Below are 19,438 nucleotides of genomic sequence, written 5' to 3'. Positions count from 1 at the left end.
ATACATATACTATGATGTTTAAACACTCCTCCCCACCCCTCCCCTGCCCGCCTCGGGTTGCGGGTAGCGCGCCGGCCCCGGGAAGGGGCGGCCCCCGGCGGGGGATCAGCCCTGCTTCTTGACGGGTCGGGCCTTCTTCGGGTTGGCAGGCTTGGCGCCCGGCTTCGGGCCGGCGACCTTCGGGGCGGCCGGCTTGACCGGTGCCGGGGCGACTGCCTTCTTGCGACCCAGCAGTCCACGGGTCGTGGCCGGCTGCGCCTTGGTGGCGGTGCTTCCCGGCTTGCCACCCGGGGTGGGGGGCGGCGGGAACTTCCGCAGCACCCACTGCTGCTGACCGAGGGTCACCAGGTTGTTGGTGACCCAGTAGATGATCACACCGATCGGGAAGATCGCGCCGGAGATGAGCAGCGAGGCCGGGATGCCGTAGAGCATCAGTCGCTGGATCATCCGCTGCTGCGGGTCCTCCGCCCAACCGGTCTTGAGGATCATCTGACGGCTGGTCAGGTACGTCGTCAGCATCATGATCAGGACCAGGACACCGGCGATCACCTTGACCGTGGTCCCGTTGGCGTTCAGCTTCGCCAGTTCCTCGGCGGTCGAGCCGAACTTCCCGGCGATCGGGGCGGTGAAGATCGTCGCTTGCGAGGCACTGTCGAACTGGTCGGCGGTCCAGCCGTACAGGACCTTCCACCGCTCGTCCCGGTCCGGGTTGAGGCGGCGCAGCACGTGGAACAGCCCCAGGAAGACAGGGATCTGGAGGAACATCGGAAGGCAACCCATCAGGGGGTTGGCCTTCTCCTTCCGATAGAGCTCCATCATTTCTTTCTGGAGCGTCTCCCGGTCACCCTTGTGCTTCTCCTGGAGGGCCTTGACCTGCGGCTGCAACGCCTGCATGGCGCGCTGCGACTTGATCTGCTTGACGAAGACCGGGAAGAGGATCACCCGTACGGTGACCACCAGGAACACGATCGCCAGGATCCAGGCCCAGTTCGTGCCGAGGACCTCGCCGACCGGCACCCCGATGGCGTCCCAGGCCGAGTGCCAGGCGAGCAGGATCCACGAGATCGCGTAGTAGATCCAGTCGAGACTCAATTCTCAGGCTCCAGTCACGTCGGCGCGGCGGCGGTCGCCCGGTTCCGGAACCGGGTCGTGCCCACCAGGGTGAAATGGGTGGCAGCGCAGCAGTCGCCGGGCCGTGAGCCAGACTCCCCGCAGCGCGCCGTGCCGGGCGAGCGCCTCCAAGCCGTACGCGCTGCACGACGGGTAGAACCGACAACGGGCCGGCAGTGCCGGACTTATCCAACGACGGTACGCGACGATCGGGCCACTGAGCACCCGGGCACCCAGCGTGGGGGGCCGCCCGACGGCCTGTCGACAGGTCACCGGGATCGCCGGGCCCGAGCCGTACGCGCCGCCTCCAGCGCGGCGTCCAGATCAGCGCCGAGCCGGGAGTACGACGCGTCGGCGGCCGACGGCAGCGCTCGTACCACGAGGTCGCTGCCGGCCGGCAGTTCGTCGATCCGGTCGCGGACCAGGTGGCGCAGCCGACGGCGGACCCGGTTGCGGACCACCGCCGGCCCGACTGCCTTGGACACCACGAAGCCGGCGCGGGTCGGTGCCGAGGGTTCCTCGGTACCGCTCTCCCGCGCCGGCTTCGGCGAGGTGCTCGTCGGCAGGGTCAGGTGGACGACGACGGAGCCACGGCCGACTCTGCGGCCAGCACGAACCGCCACGGCGAAGTCAGTGCTGCGCCGCAGTCGTTGCGCGGCGGCCAGCACGACTGCCCACGTCCTGCCAACCGTCGGCCTCAGGCCGACAGGCGGGCGCGGCCCTTGGTGCGACGGGTCGAGATGATGGAACGGCCGGCCCGGGTGCGCATCCGCAGCCGGAAGCCGTGGGTCTTCGCGCGCCGACGGTTGTTCGGCTGGTAGGTGCGCTTGCTCACGTCAGGCTCTCCGTTTTCGTACGCCCCGTGCGCGGTTTCCACGGGGACGTGGGGTGGTCCAGGCCACCTCGGCGGTGACCCCTGATTCGGTGCTGCCCGGCGGCGCGGATCCCCGGCAGTGCGAGGTGACGACTGCGGACAGCAAACACCCATCACCCTAGCAGAGGGCGACAGAGCAGCCGCTCAAGCCTACGCAGCCAGGCAACGCCGGTCAAAGAAGATCCACTTCGCCCGGCCGGTCCCACCGGCCCGCCCCGCCGGTACTTCCGTGAGCAGGTCGGACAGGCCCGGCGGGGGACCGATGCGGCGGTTTTCGCTGATACCGACAACGATGCCCCCGCCCCCGATGTTGAAGGCCTGTGGACAACGCTGTTAGCGTGCCCGTTTGCGGTCACTGTGCTCAGGCCCGACTCACCGCCGCCGGGGGGGCGCGGCGAGCCGGGGCACGAGGAGCCGGGGACAGAAGAGGCCGGCTCCTCGCCGGCGGCAACACCGGACAAGCCGAAGGGCAAGACCGGACAAGGCAGTGGATCGTTCGGCACGGTGGATCCGTTTCAGCACCCGTCCGCACCGGGGGGCAGGTCCGAGCCGTATCCGACGGACAGCCACAATCAGTCGGTACACAGGGTGTGGATAACCTGTGGACGACGGTCCCGTCGGTTGACGTTCCGCCTGCTCACGGCGGTGCAAGGCCGGAGGTGGCAGGACAGCGTCGGCGGTCGTCAGGTCAAGGCGAGGGGGTGGCACAACGGTGGCCGGTACGACCGACCTTGCCGCGGTGTGGACGGCGACCACGGACGATCTCGCCGACGAGATCATCTCTGCCCAGCAGCGGGCGTACCTGCGACTCACCCGGCTCCGTGCGATCGTCGAGGACACCGTCCTGCTCTCCGTCCCGGACGCCTTCACCCGGGACGTGATCGAGTCCCGCCTCCGACCGGCCATCACCGAGGCCCTGTCGCGTCGGCTCGGCCGGTCCATCCAGGTGGCGGTCACCGTACGACTCCCCGAGGACAACTCCGGGCGACCGGCGGGCACCGTCTACCGCAGCGCCGACACCGGCGAGTTCGACACCCCACCCCAGGATCGGTACGGCACCGACGACAGGGGACCCGCCCCGGACGGCGGGCTCTTCCCGAGCCCCGGGTCACGAGGCGAGCCGGGGGCCGAGCGCCCCGAGCCGACTCAGGGCACCGGAGACCAGCCCGACCGGACCGACGCCCCGGAATCCGACGCCGACGGGCGCGCGTACCCGGACGGTCACCGACCCGGGGCGATCCCCAACAGCCGGGACGGTCAGGAGACCCTCTTCGGCACCGGCTTCGGCGGTGGGCTCCGGCACGACCGGGGCGGCCCGGATCCGAACGGCTTCGCCGACCGCGGCGACCGCCCGTTCGAGCCCCGGTACCGGCAGGACCCCGGCCCCGGCCCCGGCCACCTGCGCGGGCTCGACGGGGGACCGGACAACGGACCGGGGCGGGCCACCGACAACGGGCCGGGCCGCAACACCGACAACGGTCCGGGCCACCGGCCGGGAATGCGGGACGACAGGCGGCCCGGCGGCGCGGAGGGCGGCGGAAACCGCCTGAACCCGAAGTACATGTTCGAGACGTTCGTGATCGGGTCGTCGAACCGGTTCGCGCACGCCGCCTCCGTGGCGGTCGCCGAGTCACCGGCGAAGGCGTACAACCCGCTGTTCATCTACGGCAGCTCCGGGCTGGGCAAGACCCACCTGCTGCACGCCATCGGGCACTACGCCACGACGCTGGGCAACGCCCGATCGGTCCGGTACGTCTCGACCGAGGAGTTCACCAACGACTTCATCAACTCGTTGCGTGACGACAAGACCAGCGCCTTCCAGCGCCGCTACCGCGACGTCGACATCCTGCTGATCGACGACATCCAGTTCCTGGAGAACCGCGAGCGGACCCAGGAGGAGTTCTTCCACACCTTCAACACCCTGCACAACGCCAACAAGCAGATCGTGATCACGTCCGACCGGTCCCCGAAGCAGCTGGCGACCCTGGAGGACCGGCTCCGCACCCGCTTCGAGTGGGGGCTGCTCGCCGACATCCAGCCGCCGGACCTGGAAACCCGGATCGCGATCCTGCAGAAGAAGGCCGCCCAGGAGCGTCTGTACGCCCCGCCGGACGTGCTGGAGTTCATCGCCTCCCGGGTGTCGAACTCGATCCGGGAGCTGGAGGGAGCGCTGATCCGGGTCACCGCGTTCGCCAGCCTGACCCGCTCCACCGTCGAGTTGTCGCTTGCCGAGGAGGTGCTGCGGGACTTCATCCCCGACGGTGCCGGCCCGGAGATCACCGCGGACCAGATCATGGTGGCCACCGCCGACTACTTCGGGGTGAGCCTGGAGGACCTGCGCGGACACTCCCGGTCCCGGGTGCTGGTGAACGCCCGCCAGGTCGCGATGTACCTGTGCCGGGAACTGACCGACCTGTCGCTGCCCCGGATCGGGCAGGCCTTCGGCGGACGCGACCACACCACAGTCATGCACGCCGACCGCAAGATCCGCCAGCAGATGGCCGAACGCCGGTCGCTCTACAACCAGATCGCCGAGCTGACCAACCGCATCAAGCAGATGACCTGACCCGTCGAGGGGGCCGGCAGGACGGCCCCCGAGGGCAGGAGCGCCGCTCAGGACAAGAGGCTCCCCGCAGCGCTGGGCTGTCACCTCAGTGCAGGAGCGTCCCTCGGCGTAGAAGACACCCTCGACACCCCCTCAGGGGTACGCCTGCGCGTCCCGCGTGCCCGATCCACGCCCGGCCCAACCCGGCCGGGCGTTTCCGTGTCCGTGGACCGGCTACGCCGGTGCCCGCTCGGACGAGAAACGGGCGATCAGGCTGTGGAGTGGGTCACGTCGACTGTGGGTAAGACCCCCCGGCCGACCTCGAAGCGACCCCGCAGCGACCCCGAAACGACCCGTGGCGACCCCGCGACCGACCCGTCGGCCGCCCCGGTGAGCCCTCGAACGACGCCGGACAAGCCCTCGATCGGGCCGGAGAACGTCCACAGGTTGTGCCTCGACCCGGTTTACCCCTCAGGATCGGGCTGTGTTCATCCACAGTATCCACAACCCGTCCACAGGCAGTTATCCACTGACTGTGGACAACCACGGTCAGTCCCGGCCTGGTTACCCACAGGCTGTGGAGAAACCCTGGGGAAAAGCTGTGGACGGCTGTGGACGACTCCGGCCGTGGTCCACAGGTTCGGACCCCCCTGTGCATGGCCTGTTGAAGGTTCTGGGGATAACTGGTGAGGGATCGCTCGGCGTCATCCACAGGGCTGGGGAGAAAGTCGGTGGATAACCGGTGGATAACCGGTGGACGACGGTGGATAACTTGCCGTCCGCAACGGCCTGTGGATAAGAACGCGAGTTATACCCCGGGTTCTCCACAGGTAACCCACCGGTGGATAACGGGTCTGAGCTGCGAAAAGGCGGGTTATCCACAGTTTGCACAGGACCGATGAAGACGATGAGTTAGTTCTTCTAAGACAACAAAAACCAATCATCACCGTTGAGCTTCCTGTGGATCGCCGTCCGAACCGGCCGTCGCCCCGTCCACAGGCAGCAACCGATGCCCGGGGGCGGACGCACGACCGATGCCGACGAGCCCTAAGGTTCGATGGGTACCCGCCCGGTCAGGCGGGTCGGTAGGCAGCGGTCGGCATGAGAGAGTTGTCGCTGACGTCGACGCGGAGGCATTGATGAAGTTCCGAGTGGAGCGCGACGCGCTCGCCGAGGCTGTGGCGTGGACCGCGAAGAGCCTGCCCAACCGACCATCCGTACCCGTGCTCGCCGGTGTGCTGCTCCGGGTGACCGACGGCAACCTGCAGGTCTCCGGATTCGACTACGAGGTCTCCAGCCAGGTCACCGTCGAGGTCCAGGGTGACGCCGACGGCGCGGCCCTCGTCTCCGGGCGGCTGCTCGCCGAGATCACCAAGGCCCTGCCCGCCAAGCCGGTGGACATCGCCGCCGTCGGCGCGCATCTGGAGCTGGTCTGCGGCAGCGCCAGGTTCACCCTGCCCACCATGCCGGTGGAGGACTACCCGACCCTGCCGGACATGCCGGAGAGCGCCGGGACCGTCGACTCGGCGGCCTTCGCCGCCGCCGTCGCCCAGGTCGCCATCGCCGCCGGCCGCGACGAGACCCTCCCGATGATGACCGGGGTCCGGCTGGAACTCTCCGGGACCACCCTGGCCATGCTCGCCACCGACAGGTACCGGTTGGCCCTGCGTGAGATGGAGTGGAACCCGGACGACGCCGAGGTGAGCATCAACGCCCTCGTCCCGGCCCGGACGTTGCACGACACCGCCAAGGCCCTCGGACCCCTCGGCGGTCACGTGACAATGGCCCTCGCCCAGGGCTCGGCCGGCGAAGGCATGATCGGCTTCGCCGGTGGCACCCGCCGTACCACCAGCCGCCTGCTCGACGGTGCCAACTACCCGCCGGTGCGTTCGCTCTTTCCCGCCAGCCACAACGCCGAGGCCCGGATCTCGGTCAGCACCCTGATCGAGGTGGTCAAGCGGGTCGCCCTGGTCGCCGAGCGGACCACCCCGGTGCTGCTCAGCTTCAGCACCGACGGGCTGGTGGTGGAGGCCGGCGGCACCGAGGAGGCGCGGGCCAGCGAGGCCATGGAGGCCACCTTCACCGGTGACGAACTCACCATCGGGTTCAACCCGCAGTACCTCATCGACGGCCTTGCCAACCTTGGCGCACAGACCGCCGTGTTCCAGTTCGTCGACGCCTTCAAGCCGGCAGTGATTTCTCCCGCCGGAGAGGATGGCGAGGTCATTGCGGGGTACCGGTACCTCATCATGCCGATCCGCGTCTCCCGCTGACCGGCGTGTGACACGCCTGGACCTCGACCCCACCGGAGGTGGAACCCCATGCAGCTCGGCCTGGTAGGACTCGGCCGGATGGGCGGCAACATGCGCGAGCGGCTGCGCGCCGCCGGCCACGAGGTGGTCGGCTACGACCGCGACCCGGGGCTGAGTGACGTCGCCGACCTGGCCGAACTGGTCGAGAAGCTCGACGCGCCCCGCGCCGTCTGGGTCATGGTCCCGGTCGGGGTCACCGACAGCACCGTCGACGACCTCGCCGCCGTCCTCTCCGCCGGTGACATCGTCGTCGACGGCGGCAACTCCCGGTTCAGCGACGACGCCCTCCGCGCCGAGCGCCTCGCCGCCCAGGGCATCGGGTACGTCGACGTCGGCGTCTCCGGCGGCATCTGGGGCCGACAGAACGGGTACGGCCTGATGGTCGGCGGTGCCCAGGAGCACGTCGACCGGCTGATGCCGGTCTTCGACACGCTCAGGCCGGCCGGGGAGTTCGGATTCGTGCACGCCGGTCCGGTAGGTGCCGGTCACTACGCCAAGATGGTGCACAACGGCATCGAGTACGGCCTCATGCACGCCTACGCCGAGGGCTTCGAACTGCTCTCCGCCTCCGAGCTGGTGACCGACGTCCCGGGCGTGGTCAAGTCCTGGCGGGACGGGACCGTGGTCCAGTCCTGGCTGCTCGACCTGCTCGACCGGGCTCTCGACGAGGACCCGGAGCTGGCCGCGATCAGCGGTTACACCGAGGACACCGGAGAGGGGCGGTGGACCGTCGACGAGGCCGTCCGGCTCGGCGTGCCCCTGAACGTCATCGCCGCCTCCCTGTTCGCCCGGTTCGCCTCCCGTCAGGACGACTCACCGGCGATGAAGGCCGTCTCCGCGCTGCGTCAGCAGTTCGGCGGGCACGCCGTCCGTAAGGCCTGAGCGGCGATCCCACAGGTGTACGTGCGCCGGCTCGAACTCGTCGACTTCCGCTCGTACGAACGGGTCGGTGTCGACCTGGAGCCCGGTCCGAACGTCCTGGTGGGGGCCAACGGCATGGGCAAGACCAACCTGGTCGAGGCCCTGGGTTACGTGGCGACGCTCGACTCGCACCGGGTCGCCACCGACGCCCCCCTGGTGCGGATGGGGGCGAACGCGGCGGTGATCCGCTGCGAGGTGGTGCACGACGGTCGGCAGCTCCTCGTCGAGCTGGAGATCGTGCCGGGGAAGGCGAACCGGGCCCGGATCGGGCGCTCCCCGGCCCGACGGGCCCGTGACGTGCTCGGGGCGCTGCGCCTGGTGCTCTTCGCACCGGAGGACCTGGAACTGGTCCGGGGCGACCCGTCGGAACGTCGCCGCTACCTCGACGATCTGCTGGTGCTGCGTCAGCCCCGCTACGCCGGGGTCCGCGCCGACTACGAACGGGTGGTCAAGCAGCGCAACGCGTTGCTGCGGACCGCGTACCTGGCCCGTAAGACCGGGGGCACCCGGGGCGGTGACCTGTCCACCCTCGCGGTCTGGGACGCGCACCTGGCCCGGCACGGCGCGGAACTGCTCGCCGGACGGCTGGAGTTGGTCGCCGCCCTCGCTCCGCACGTGGCGAAGGCGTACGACGCGGTGGCGGCCGGGCGGGGTGCCGCCACCGTCGCCTACCGCCCCTCGGTCGACCTGGACGATCCCGCCGCCGACCGGGAGGCACTCGGTGCGGCGTTGACCGCCGCCCTCGCCGAGACCCGCAGCGCGGAGATCGAGCGGGGCACCACCCTGGTCGGCCCACACCGTGACGACCTGTCGCTCACCCTCGGCCCGCTGCCCGCCAAGGGGTACGCCAGCCACGGCGAGTCCTGGTCGTACGCGCTGGCCCTGCGGCTGGCCGGGTACGACCTGCTGCGTGCCGACGGTATCGAGCCGGTGCTGGTGCTCGACGACGTCTTCGCCGAACTCGACGCCGGTCGGCGCGAACGCCTTGCCGAACTGGTCGGCGGCGCCAGCCAGTTGATCGTCACCTGTGCGGTGCCCGAGGACGTCCCGACGACCCTCGACGGCACCCGGTACGAGGTACGCGAGGGGGCGGTCACCCGTGCCTGACGAGACACCGGGTACGCCGGGCGACCGGCTCCCGCCCCGCCGGTCCGGCCGCCGCCCACCGGCGGGATCCCGCCCGGGCCCCACCCCCGACGGGCCGGATCCGGCCGGGGGAGGACCGCAGACGGGAGACCGGCAGCCGTTGGACGGGGGCGCTGCGGGCGAGAACGGTGGCGCCGAGGGCGCCGACGGACCGCGCGGCCCGGAACTGGCCCGGGCGGTCCTCGACGCGGCCAGGTCCCGCCGGGAGACGGCGGCACGGCAGCGACGGCGTACCCCGGGCGGGACGGGCACCGGTGACGGCCCGGAGCGACGACTGCGCGGCTACTCCGGCCCGGGACCGGACCCCCGGGACCCGCAACCGCTCGGTGTGGTCCTGGGCCGGTTGGTCAAGGCACGGGGGTGGGCCCAGCCGGCCGCCGAGGCGACGGTCTTCGGGGCCTGGGAGAAGGTGGTGGGACCGGAGGTCGCCCAGCACAGCCGGCCGGTCAAGCTTGAGGAGGGCGAGCTGACGGTGGAGGCCCGCTCCACCGCCTGGGCGACCCAGCTGCGGCTGTTGGCCGGGTCGCTGCTCAAGCAGATCGCCCAGGAGGTCGGCCACAACGTCGTCCGCAAGCTGCACATCCACGGCCCCGCCGCGCCGTCGTGGTCCCGGGGCCCCCGCCGGGTCCGGGGCCGGGGTCCCCGCGACACCTACGGCTGACCCCGCTGGGCCGCATCGCGCGAGGGCGGGTCGGCCGACGAGGGCGCGCGGCGACGGCAGGGCCGCCGCGCGCGTCAGGGTAGGCGTCAGGCGGAGGCGTAGACGGCGTAACCGCGCTCGGCGCAGCGGCGGTAGAAGGCGGCCAGCACGCTCAGTTCGGGGCAGGTGAAGCTCCACTGGGGTGGGGCACCCGCCTCGTCACGCAGCCCGTCGAGGCGGCTGTCGAGCCACCGCAGCTGCTGTTCGGCAAGGCGGCCGTCGGACATCAGGGAGCGCAGGACGGTGCTCACCGAGTCGAAGGTGACGGCGTCGCCGTGCGGTCGGTGCGCCTCGACGAACCGTTCGACCCCGCCGGCCACCCAGGCGCACCCGTCCGGGTCGATCACCGGGTCCTCGTCCTCGGCGGCGGCCTCCGTGGCGTACAGCACATTCTCCAACCCGAGGATCAGGTCGACGAGTTCGGTGTACGCGGTCGCGCGTACCGTGCCGCTCTGCGCGATCAGCTCGGCGAGCGCTGCGGTGGGCGCGGAGACCTGGGGCATCTCCACGATCTCGCCGAAGTCCACGAACTCCGCCGGTGCCACCGGGTCGTAGAAGCGACCGGTTCGCGGCCAGTGCACCGCGACGTTGTCCAGCCCCATCGGGCGTCACTCCTCACACCACGTGTCGAGCCGTCCGTGTCGATCGTCCGGTTCCGGGCGGGAAAGATCAAGACCGGTCGGACGGTGTCGCAAACGTACGGTACGACGCCAGCTGTCCGTTGTCCGGCCCGCTCTCCACCGAATCCGACTCGACGGCCGGTGCCGCGTTCGAACGACCCTTGGCGTGTAAGGGGGGTCGCGGACAGCGAGATACGGGCCGCTAGGCACTTCTCAGCCGCCGCGCAGGGGTGCCGAGTGGTGGTTCTGTCGGCCGCGCACAGTAGGATTGGCGGCGAGACGAAGACCCGAAGCGAAGGGACCGATGACGGGCCGAACACCCGTGATCATCTCTCCACGTCGGGTCGAGCCGATCGCGATCCGCGGGCGAACCGCGGCGACCGGCGCGTTCGGCCGTACCCCGGAAACAGACCCGGTCCAGCCCGCGCGCCGACGTCGCGTCCTGTCCGCCGAACCCGCGCCCCACGCGCCCCCACGGCGCGGGTGGGGCGAGAAAGTGGCCGAGGGTGGCAGACAAGCAGGAGTACGGCGCCGAGTCGATCACCGTCCTCGAAGGGCTTGAGGCGGTCCGCAAGCGGCCCGGTATGTACATCGGGTCGACCGGTGAGCGCGGCCTGCACCACCTCGTCTGGGAGGTCGTGGACAACGCGGTGGACGAGGCCCTGGCCGGCCACTGCGACACCATCGACGTGGTGCTGCTGGCCGACGGCGGGGTCCGGGTCACCGACAACGGCCGAGGTTTCCCGGTCGACCTGCACCCGAAGCTCAAGAAGCCCGGCGTCGAGGTCGCCCTCACCGTGCTGCACGCGGGCGGCAAGTTCGACGGGAAGGCGTACGCCGTCTCCGGCGGTCTGCACGGGGTGGGCGTCTCGGTGGTGAACGCCCTCTCCACCCGGATGGCTGTGGAGATCCACAAGGACGGTTTCGTCTGGCGGCAGCAGTACGCCAACTCGAAGCCCGGTCCGCTGGAGAAGGGCGAGACCACCGACCGGACCGGCTCGGCGGTCTCCTTCTGGCCCGACCCGGACGTCTTCGAGACCGTCGACCTGGACTTCCAGACGATCTACCGGCGGATCCAGGAGATGGCCTTCCTCAACCGGGGCCTCACCATCCACCTGCTCGACGAGCGGGTGGCCGAGGAGGAGGACGGCAAGCAGCGGGAGGTCACCTTCTGCTACAAGGGCGGCATCGCCGACTTCGTCCGCCACCTCAACGCCTCGAAGAACCCGATCCACAAGTCGGTGGTCGAGTTCGGCGCCGAGGAGGAGGGCATGTCGGTCGAGATCGCCATGCAGTGGAACGAGTCGTACGGCGAGTCGGTCTACACCTTCGCCAACACCATCAACACCCACGAGGGCGGCACCCACGAGGAGGGCTTCCGGGCCGCGTTGACCGGGATCGTCAACCGGTACGGCACGGAGAAGAAGCTCCTCAAGGGCGACGAGAAGCTCTCCGGCGAGGACATCCGGGAGGGGCTGGCCGCGATCATCTCGGTCAAGCTGGCCAACCCGCAGTTCGAGGGGCAGACCAAGACCAAGCTGGGCAACACCCCGGTGAAGAGCTTCGTGCAGCGGGTCTGCAACGAGTGGCTGGTCGACTGGTTCGACCGGAACCCCGCCGAAGTGAAGATCATCATCACCAAGGCCTCCCAGGCGGCCCGGGCCCGGATCGCCGCCCAGCAGGCCCGCAAGCTGGCCCGACGCAAGTCGCTGCTGGAGTCCGGCTCGATGCCGGGCAAGCTCGCCGACTGCCAGTCGACAGACCCCCGGGAGTCCGAGGTCTTCATCGTCGAGGGCGACTCGGCCGGTGGCTCGGCCAAGCAGGGGCGGGACCCGCGTACCCAGGCGATCCTGCCGATCCGGGGCAAGATCCTGAACGTGGAGAAGGCCCGCATCGACCGGGTCCTGAAGAACAACGAGGTCCAGGCGCTGATCACCGCGCTCGGTACGGGTATCCACGACGACTTCGACATGGAGAAGCTGCGGTACCACAAGGTGGTCCTGATGGCCGACGCCGACGTCGACGGTCAGCACATCCAGACCCTGCTGCTCACCCTGCTGTTCCGGTTCATGCGTCCGCTCGTCGAGTTGGGGCACGTCTACCTGGCCGCCCCGCCGCTCTACAAGATCAAGTGGAACAAGAAGGGTGACGACGCCCAGTACGCCTACTCCGACCGGGAGCGGGACGGGCTGATCGCCCTGCGGCAGCAGAAGAAGCCGAACGCCAAGCCGGACGACATCCAGCGGTTCAAGGGTCTCGGCGAGATGAACTATCCCGAGCTGTGGGAGACCACGATGAACCCGGCGACCCGTACGCTGCGTCAGGTCACCCTCGACGACGCCGCGACCGCCGACGAGCTCTTCACCGTGCTGATGGGTGAGGACGTCGAGGCGCGCCGGTCGTTCATCCAGCGCAACGCCAAGGACGTGCGGTTCCTCGATATCTGATCGGCCTGCTCGACCGGGCGGAGTAGTCACCGCCCGGTCGGCGGTCCACAGAGTTATCCACAGGTGGACCGGTATCCACAGCAGTTATCCACAGCACAAAAGCGACTCTGAGTCTGATAAGGGTTAACAGTGACCGATATCCCCGAGTCCACACCGAGCGAGCCGGAGAACCCGGAGACTGGCGCCGCCGTCGTGGCGCACGACCGGATCGAACCGGTCGGCCTCGAGGTGGAGATGCAGCGCTCCTACCTCGACTACGCGATGAGCGTGATCGTCGGGCGGGCACTGCCGGACGTCCGGGACGGTCTCAAGCCGGTTCACCGCAAGATCCTCTACGCCATGTTCGACTCCGGGTACCGCCCGGACCGGGGGTACGTGAAGTGCTCCCGGGTGGTCGGCGACGTGATGGGTCAGTTCCACCCGCACGGCGACACCGCCATCTACGACGCGCTGGTCCGGATGGCCCAGCCCTGGTCGCTGCGGTACCCCCTGGTCGACGGCAACGGCAACTTCGGCTCCCCCGGAAACGATCCGGCCGCGGCCATGCGCTACACGGAATGCAAGCTCGACCCGCTGGCGATGGAGATGCTGCGGGACATCGACGAGGACACCGTCGACCTCCAGGACAACTACGACGGTCGGGCCAAGGAGCCCACCATCCTCCCGGCCCGGATCCCGAACCTGTTGATCAACGGGTCCGAGGGCATCGCCGTCGGTATGGCCACCAAGATCCCCCCGCACAACCTGCGGGAGATCGGCGCGGCCGTGCAGTGGTGCCTGGAGCACCCGGAGGCCGACGAGGCGACCACCCTCGAAGCCCTCCTGGGGATCGTCAAGGGGCCGGACTTCCCGACCCACGGCCTGATCGTCGGCACCCAGGCGATCCAGGACGCGTACCGGACCGGCCGGGGTTCGATCCGGATGCGCGCAGTGGTGGAGGTCGAGGAGGACAAGCGGGGTCGCCCGGCGCTCGTGGTCAGCGAGCTGCCGTACCAGGTGAACCCGGACAACCTCGCGGAGCGGATCGCCGAGCTGATCAAGGAGGGCAAGCTCGGCGGGATCGCCGACATCCGCGACGAGTCCTCCGGGCGTACCGGTATGCGGATCGTCCTGGTGCTCAAGCGCGACGCGGTCGCCAAGGTGGTGCTGAACAACCTCTACAAGCACACCCAGCTCCAGGAGACCTTCGGCGCCAACATGCTGGCCCTGGTCGACGGGGTGCCGAGGACGCTGAACCTGGCGCAGTTCATCAGGTACTACGTCGAGCACCAGATCGAGGTGATCCGTCGGCGGACCGCGTTCCGGCTGCGCAAGGCCGAGGAGCGGGCCCACATCCTGCGGGGTCTGTCCCGGGCGCTGGACGCCCTGGACGAGGTGATCGCGCTGATCCGTCGGTCGCCCACGGTGGAGGACGCCCGGCAGGGCCTGATCCGGCTGCTGGAGATCGACGAGATCCAGGCCACCGCGATCCTGGACATGCAGCTGCGCCGCCTGGCCGCCCTGGAGCGGCAGCGGATCCTCGACGATCTCGCCAAGCTGGAGATCGAGATCGCCGACCTGAAGGACATCCTGGCGAAGCCGGAGCGGCAGCGGAAGATCGTCTCGGAGGAGCTCGGGGAGATCGTCGCCAAGTGGGGCGACGACCGGCGGACGAAGATCGTGCCGTTCGACGGCGAGGTCTCGATGGAGGACCTCATCGCCCGCGAGGACGTGGTGGTCACCATCACCCGAACCGGGTACGCCAAGCGGACCAAGGTGGACCTGTACCGCTCGCAGCGGCGTGGCGGCAAGGGAGTCAGCGGCGCGACACTCCGACAGGACGACATCGTCAGCCACTTCTTCGTATGCTCGACCCACGACTGGATCCTGTTCTTCACCAACAAGGGTCGGGTGTACCGGGCGAAGGCGTACGAGCTTCCGGAGGCCAGTAGGGTGGCCAAGGGGCAGCACGTGGCGAACCTGCTCGCGTTCCAGCCCGACGAGCAGATCGCACAGATCATCGAGATTCCGAACTACCAGGTGGCGCCCTACCTGGTACTGGCCACGAGAAACGGCCTGGTGAAAAAGACGCGGCTCGAGGAGTTCGACTCCAACCGGTCCGGCGGCATCATCGCCATCAACCTGCGCGATGAGGACGAGCTGGTCGGTGCGGTGCTCTGCGCCCCGGAGAACGACCTCCTCCTGGTGTCGAGGAACGCCCAGGCCATCCGGTTCAACGCCGTCGACGAGGCGCTGCGGCCGATGGGCCGGGCCACCTCGGGCGTGATCGGGATGCGGTTCACCGGCGAGGACGCGTTGCTCGCCATCGAGGTGGTCCGTGAGGGATTGGACGTTCTGGTCGCGACGAACGGTGGGTACGCGAAACGCACCCCGATCGAGGAATATCCGGTCCAGGGCCGGGGAGGTAAGGGGGTGCTGACCGCAAAGATCACCGAGCGCCGCGGTGGTCTGGTCGGCGCTGTGGTGATCGACCCGGACGACGAGCTGTTCGCGATCACCAGCAACGGTGGTGTCATCCGGACTCCGGTGAAGCCTGTACGCCGTACGCGTGACCGGAACACAATGGGGGTCAAGCTGATGGACCTCCCGGACGGTGTGACTATCGTGGCGATTGCTCGCAATGCCGACGAGCCTGACGAACAGGACTAGTTGAATGACGGAGACACAGGCGAAGTCGGGGAACAAGGGGACCTCGGCCAAACCGGTCGACGAGGAGTCCGCGAAGAGCGGGACACCGGCGGCCGGCCGTGCGGCCGTGGGCCGGGCGACGGTCCCCGCCGACGCGCCTGCCCCGAAGTTCACCCGGGCACCCGGCATGACGCCGCCGCCGGACAAGCCCGACGACGCGGGCACCGGCGGTGGCAGCAAGTCGGAGTCCGCCGGTGCGGAGAACAAGACGGCTGCGGCGGCTGCGGCCCGTCCCAACGCCACCCAGCCGATGAAGGTCGGCACCGGCACCAAGCCGAGCACAGGCACCGCCACACCGACCCGTCCGAGCCCCTCCGCGGCGGCGACCGGCACCCTGCCCCGGGTGAGCGCGCCCGGCTCGGGTACGAAGCCCGGAGAGGCCCGTACGGGCCCGAACGCCCGGCCCGCCAACGGCGGTGGCCTGCCGGCGGGTGTCGGTGGTGGGGCGTCGGCCGTCGGTGCCGCCCGGGTGGGTGAGGCTGTTCGTTCCGCGCGTACGTCGGTCAGTTCGGCCGCGTCGCGCGGACCGCGTCGGGCCCGGCTGAACCTCAAGCGGATCGACCCGTGGTCGGTGATGAAGTTCGCCTTCGCGGTCTCCTTCGTGCTGTTGATCGTCGTGGTGGTGGCCACGTCGGTGCTCTATCTGGCGTTGGACGCGATGGGCGTGTTCGCCAGCGTCAACGACAGCCTCACCGACCTTGTCAACGTCGGTGGCGGGCAGGACGGCTTCCAGATCACCGCAGGGGGCGTGATCATCACCTCGGCCCTGATCGGCCTGGTGAACATGGTGCTGTTCACGGCTCTGGCCACGCTCTCGGCGTTCGTCTACAACGTCTGCGCCGACCTGGTCGGCGGCATCGAGCTCACCCTCGCCGAGCGCGACTGATCTTTCGTCTGACGATGCCGGGGCCGCCCAGTGCGGCCCCGGCATCGTTCGTCTCGGCCCCGGTTCCGGTGCCTGTCGGGTGGGTCCTGTCCCGGTGCCCGCCGGGTGTCCGGGTGGCGAAGCGGTGGTCGCCGCCCCGGCCCGCCGGGTAGGTTCGTGGACGACGGGTGCCACCGCCACCCCCGGTTTGGGGCGCGGTGGGCAGATGGGTTAATCTTGCTCGTCGCTTGCGGGGCTATAGCTCAGTCGGTTAGAGCGCAGAGCTGATAACTCTGAGGTCGCTGGTTCGATTCCAGCTAGCCCCACCGCACGTCGTCCGACTTCAGTCGAGCGCTAGGGGTGACCCCATGGTGAAGAAGGTTCTGTTCCTGGTCGGCATCGTGGGTGTGGCGGCCCTGGTGGCCAAGAAGGTCAAGGACGCCAGTGACGAGCGTGCCCTCTGGCACGAGGCGACCACCGCCCCCGACCTGCGGTGACTCCGGGCGGCGCGTCCGCCGCCCGACGGGGCCCTAGCTCAACTGGCAGAGCACTGCCTTTGCAAGGCAGGGGTTAGGGGTTCGAGTCCCCTGGGCTCCACCGAGACTGAGCAGAGCCGTGCAGGCTCTGCTCATTTGTCGTCGACTCGTGGTCAGGCGGCCGTGCAGGGTGCGCCGTTGAGGGTGAACGAGGTCGGCTTGCCGGGGTTGCCGGTGTGGGTGGCCTGGAATCCGATGGTGATCGTTCCGTTGGCGGGGATCGCGGCGTTGTAGGCGACGTTGCGGGCCGTCACCTGTCCGGACGAGGGCGTGTAGGAGGCGTTCCAGCCGGAGGTGAGGGTCTGCCCCGTGGGCAGGGTGAAGGCCAACGACCAGCCGTTGACGGGAGCGGACCCGGTGTTGGTGACGGCGAGGTTCGCGGTCAGGCCGTTGTTCCAGGCGTTGACGGTGACAGCGACGTGGCAGGCACCCGACGCCGGTGGCGTGGTCGGGACCGGTGGCGTGGTCGGTGGCGGGGTCGTCGGGGTCGGTGGGGGCGTCGTCGGGGTGGGCGGGGTGGTGGGGACCGAGGGGTTGGTCAGGCCGAAGAACTGGATGGCGGCGGCGGCCATGCCGGTCGAGGGCAGGCTGTGGCCGGCGCCCTGGACGGCGTACGCCTCGACCTGGACTGTGCCGGTGGCGTCGGCGTACCGGCGGCGGTTCCACGTGGGCTGTGGAGTGTCGGTCGAGGTGGGTGTCTGGCTGAGGCCGAACACGTTGGTCCACTGCTCGATCGACTCCTGAAGCAGTGTGTACGGCACGAGGGTGTCGTTGGTGCCGTGCCAGAGCTGCACCCGGGGGCGGGGACCGGAGTGGCCGGGGTACGCCTGGCGGACCGCGTCGCCCCACTGTTGGGGGGTGCGGTTCATGTTTCCGCCGGTGCACTGGCTGGTGCCGGGCGGGTAGTCGGCCGCGCCGGAGAAGCAGTTGTAGGGGACTCCCATGAAGGCGGCACCTGCGGCGAACACGTCGGGGTAGACGGCGAGCAGGTGATTGGTCATCATTCCGCCGGAGGAGCTGCCGGTGGCGTAGACCCGGCGGGAGTCGCCGCCGTACTGGCGCTTGACGTGGTCGACCATCGAGACGATGGACACCGGGTCGCTGCCGCCCCCACGTCGTTTGGCCGCGTCGGACCAGGTGTCGAAGCAGTTGCCGAAGCCGGCCTGCTGGGTGGCGGTCGGGTAGATCACCACGAACCCGTGCCGGTCGGCGAGGGAGGCGAACTCGCTGCTGGCGTGGAACCCGGGACCCGATCCGCCGCAGCCGTGCATCGCCACCACGATCGCGGGATTGGATGGGCGGGCGTCGGGGACGTAGACGTGCATCCGCATCCGACCCGGGTTGTCGCCGAAGCTGGTCACCTCGACCAGTGACGCCGCGTGCGCGGGGCTGAGCGCGGGTGCGACGAGGCCGGCCGCCGTGAGGGCTGCCGCCAGGGCGAGGGTGAGTCTTCGTGTGGTCTTCCTCATCGGTGTTGCTCCTCCGCTGGGGCGTCAGGGCCGGACCGGCCTCGTGTAGCACTTAGTGTTCTCCTCGGTCACACAAGTGTCAATCGATGAACTTCGATTGCGAGGGTGGGGGTTCCGTCGTGTCCCCGGTGACTCGGCACCGCTGCGGTCTACAGTCGTTCTCCCCGCCCCCGAGTCGAACCCGGAGCGCCTGCGGTGAACAGCCCGTTCGATATCGAGGAGATCTTTCCCGACGACGGGGAGAGTCCGGTGCGGCTGCCTCGGCAGCAGACCGGAAGGTCGCCCCAGGGAACGGCGGTGACCCTGCTGGCCGACTACACCCTGCGGACCCGGGCGTGGCTGCCCTCCGGAGCCATCGTCGCGTTGCTCGCCGAGTCCGAGGTGAGCAACGCCAGCGCCCGCACCGCTATCAGCCGACTCGCTCGCCGGGGCGTCCTGGAGGGACGTCGAGAGGGGCGCCACAGCTTCTACCGGCTCAGCCGGTCGGCGGCCGTCAACCTGTCCGTCGGGGGTGGGTGGATCCTCACCGCCACCGCCACGACCCGATCCTGGGACGAGTCCTGGACTGTCGTCGCCTTCTCGCTGCCCCAGGAGCGAAGCACCCAGCGTCGGGCCCTGCGCGGTCAGCTCCGGTGGCTGGGATTCGCCCCCCTGTACGACGGAATGTGGATCTCGCCGCACGAGTTGACAGTCGAGGCCCGGGCCCACCTGGCCGGGCTCGACCTCGGTGCCGTCGCGGTGTTCCGAGGCCGGTGGGTCGAACTCGACGCGGCCTCCGACCGTGACCCCCTGGCCGCCTGGGACGTCGCGGGGTTGGCCGAGCAGTACGAGAACTTCCTCGACCGGTGGCGGCCGGTGCTGCCGAGGATCGCCTCCGGGGAGGTGGGCGGGGCGGAGGCGGTGCGGACGCGGACGGAGGTGATGGACACCTTCCGGCGCTTCCCCACCCTCGACCCGCAGCTTCCGCTGCGGCTCCTGCCGGCAGGATGGCTCCGGGAGCCTGCCCGGGAGACGTTCGTCGCCGTGTACGACGGGCTCGCCCCCACCGCCGAACGGCACGTCCGAGCCGTCGTCGCCCGGTTCACCGAGGGGGCGGCACCCGAGGTCCGGGCCCACACCACCGCAGACCTCCTCGCCGGGGTACCGACCGCTTTTGGTTCCGTACTGACCTCGGGGTTTGGGGATCGAACGACGGGTCTGTAACC

General features: G+C 69.7%; 15 protein-coding genes, 2 tRNA genes and 2 pseudogenes. 13 read left to right on the top strand and 6 right to left on the bottom strand.

Going from position 1 to position 19,438, the window contains the following annotated elements:
• Positions 1–105: 105 nt before the first annotated feature.
• Genes yidC through rpmH form a run of 4 tightly spaced genes read right to left on the bottom strand, consistent with a single transcriptional unit; the run spans position 106 to position 1,945 of the window.
• Positions 106–1,092, bottom strand: a complete 987-nt coding sequence (gene yidC, locus ABT336_RS17985) for a membrane protein insertase YidC (protein ID WP_350897746.1) — start codon at positions 1,090–1,092, stop codon at positions 106–108.
• Between the two features lie 3 nt (positions 1,093–1,095).
• Positions 1,096–1,335 (bottom strand): membrane protein insertion efficiency factor YidD, encoded by a 240-nt coding sequence (yidD, locus tag ABT336_RS17980; RefSeq protein ID WP_350897748.1) that lies wholly within the window; start codon positions 1,333–1,335, stop codon positions 1,096–1,098.
• 44 nt (positions 1,336–1,379) lie between these two features.
• A complete protein-coding gene (gene rnpA / locus ABT336_RS17975) occupies positions 1,380–1,778 on the bottom strand; it encodes a ribonuclease P protein component (protein WP_350897745.1) in 399 nt (132 codons plus the stop codon).
• Positions 1,779–1,807: 29 nt separating this feature from the next.
• Entirely contained in the window at positions 1,808–1,945 is a 138-nt protein-coding gene (rpmH, locus tag ABT336_RS17970) for a 50S ribosomal protein L34 (RefSeq protein ID WP_350897744.1), read from the bottom strand.
• Positions 1,946–2,696: 751 nt separating this feature from the next.
• Between rpmH and ABT336_RS27530 the strand changes: the two are divergent.
• From ABT336_RS27530 to ABT336_RS17945, 6 genes and pseudogenes are all read left to right on the top strand, one after another.
• A pseudogene (locus ABT336_RS27530) lies at positions 2,697–3,032 on the top strand (DnaA N-terminal domain-containing protein); the annotation flags it as partial.
• Between the two features lie 297 nt (positions 3,033–3,329).
• Positions 3,330–4,550 (top strand): annotated as a pseudogene (gene dnaA / locus ABT336_RS17965) (chromosomal replication initiator protein DnaA); the annotation flags it as partial.
• A 1,118-nt stretch (positions 4,551–5,668) separates the two neighbouring features.
• Positions 5,669–6,802, top strand: a complete 1,134-nt coding sequence (gene dnaN / locus ABT336_RS17960; RefSeq protein ID WP_350897742.1) for a DNA polymerase III subunit beta — start codon at positions 5,669–5,671, stop codon at positions 6,800–6,802.
• Between the two features lie 48 nt (positions 6,803–6,850).
• Positions 6,851–7,723: a phosphogluconate dehydrogenase (NAD(+)-dependent, decarboxylating) gene (gnd, locus tag ABT336_RS17955; RefSeq protein WP_350897741.1), complete on the top strand. Its 873-nt coding sequence runs from the start codon at positions 6,851–6,853 to the stop codon at positions 7,721–7,723.
• A gap of 15 nt (positions 7,724–7,738) precedes the next feature.
• Positions 7,739–8,869, top strand: coding sequence for a DNA replication/repair protein RecF (gene recF, locus ABT336_RS17950; RefSeq protein ID WP_350897740.1), 1,131 nt, complete (start codon positions 7,739–7,741; stop codon positions 8,867–8,869).
• Between the two features lie 139 nt (positions 8,870–9,008).
• Positions 9,009–9,569 carry a DciA family protein gene (locus ABT336_RS17945; RefSeq protein ID WP_350897747.1) on the top strand — a complete coding sequence of 187 codons (561 nt, stop codon included), beginning with the start codon at positions 9,009–9,011 and terminating at the stop codon, positions 9,567–9,569.
• Positions 9,570–9,655: 86 nt separating this feature from the next.
• On the opposite strand, the gene ABT336_RS17940 is transcribed toward ABT336_RS17945, so the two are convergent.
• The gene (locus ABT336_RS17940) at positions 9,656–10,210 is read right to left on the bottom strand and encodes a hypothetical protein (RefSeq protein ID WP_350897739.1); all 555 of its coding nucleotides are present in this window, start codon (positions 10,208–10,210) and stop codon (positions 9,656–9,658) included.
• A gap of 524 nt (positions 10,211–10,734) precedes the next feature.
• Between ABT336_RS17940 and gyrB the strand changes: the two genes are divergently transcribed.
• The 6 genes from gyrB to ABT336_RS17910 all read left to right on the top strand — a co-directional run bounded on the left by gyrB (position 10,735) and on the right by ABT336_RS17910 (position 16,825).
• A complete protein-coding gene (gene gyrB / locus ABT336_RS17935; protein WP_350897738.1) occupies positions 10,735–12,675 on the top strand; it encodes a DNA topoisomerase (ATP-hydrolyzing) subunit B in 1,941 nt (646 codons plus the stop codon).
• 129 nt (positions 12,676–12,804) lie between these two features.
• A complete protein-coding gene (gene gyrA, locus ABT336_RS17930) occupies positions 12,805–15,324 on the top strand; it encodes a DNA gyrase subunit A (protein ID WP_350897737.1) in 2,520 nt (839 codons plus the stop codon).
• Positions 15,325–15,328: 4 nt separating this feature from the next.
• On the top strand, positions 15,329–16,249 hold the full coding sequence (locus tag ABT336_RS17925) for a DUF3566 domain-containing protein (RefSeq protein WP_350897736.1): 921 nt from the start codon (positions 15,329–15,331) through the stop codon (positions 16,247–16,249).
• Positions 16,250–16,480: 231 nt separating this feature from the next.
• A tRNA-Ile gene (locus ABT336_RS17920) sits at positions 16,481–16,554 on the top strand.
• Between the two features lie 42 nt (positions 16,555–16,596).
• A complete protein-coding gene (locus ABT336_RS17915; RefSeq protein WP_350897735.1) occupies positions 16,597–16,725 on the top strand; it encodes a DLW-39 family protein in 129 nt (42 codons plus the stop codon).
• 27 nt (positions 16,726–16,752) lie between these two features.
• Positions 16,753–16,825, top strand: a tRNA-Ala gene (locus ABT336_RS17910).
• Positions 16,826–16,877: 52 nt separating this feature from the next.
• Here ABT336_RS17910 and ABT336_RS17905 read toward each other — a convergent pair.
• Positions 16,878–18,233, bottom strand: a complete 1,356-nt coding sequence (locus tag ABT336_RS17905; protein ID WP_350897734.1) for an extracellular catalytic domain type 1 short-chain-length polyhydroxyalkanoate depolymerase — start codon at positions 18,231–18,233, stop codon at positions 16,878–16,880.
• A 195-nt stretch (positions 18,234–18,428) separates the two neighbouring features.
• On the opposite strand from ABT336_RS17905, the gene ABT336_RS17900 reads away from it, so the two are divergent.
• Positions 18,429–19,436 (top strand): PaaX family transcriptional regulator, encoded by a 1,008-nt coding sequence (locus tag ABT336_RS17900; RefSeq protein ID WP_350897733.1) that lies wholly within the window; start codon positions 18,429–18,431, stop codon positions 19,434–19,436.
• Positions 19,437–19,438 lie beyond the last annotated feature (2 nt).

Source organism: Micromonospora sp. NPDC000207 (assembly GCF_040300925.1).
Lineage (GTDB): Bacteria > Actinomycetota > Actinomycetes > Mycobacteriales > Micromonosporaceae > Micromonospora.
Note: the sequence above shows the minus strand (reverse complement) of the source record. Positions and strands in the feature narration are given on the sequence as shown.

Excerpts from the sequence above, each read along its gene's own strand:
- dnaN (WP_350897742.1), top strand. The coding sequence starts at position 5,669 with ATGAAGTTCCGAGTGGAGCGCGACGCGCTCGCCGAGGCTGTGGCGTGG.
- gnd (WP_350897741.1), top strand. The coding sequence starts at position 6,851 with ATGCAGCTCGGCCTGGTAGGACTCGGCCGGATGGGCGGCAACATGCGC.
- ABT336_RS17940 (WP_350897739.1), bottom strand. The coding sequence starts at position 10,210 with ATGGGGCTGGACAACGTCGCGGTGCACTGGCCGCGAACCGGTCGCTTC.
- ABT336_RS17925 (WP_350897736.1), top strand. The coding sequence starts at position 15,329 with ATGACGGAGACACAGGCGAAGTCGGGGAACAAGGGGACCTCGGCCAAA.
- ABT336_RS17915 (WP_350897735.1), top strand. The coding sequence starts at position 16,597 with ATGGTGAAGAAGGTTCTGTTCCTGGTCGGCATCGTGGGTGTGGCGGCC.
- ABT336_RS17905 (WP_350897734.1), bottom strand. The coding sequence starts at position 18,233 with ATGAGGAAGACCACACGAAGACTCACCCTCGCCCTGGCGGCAGCCCTC.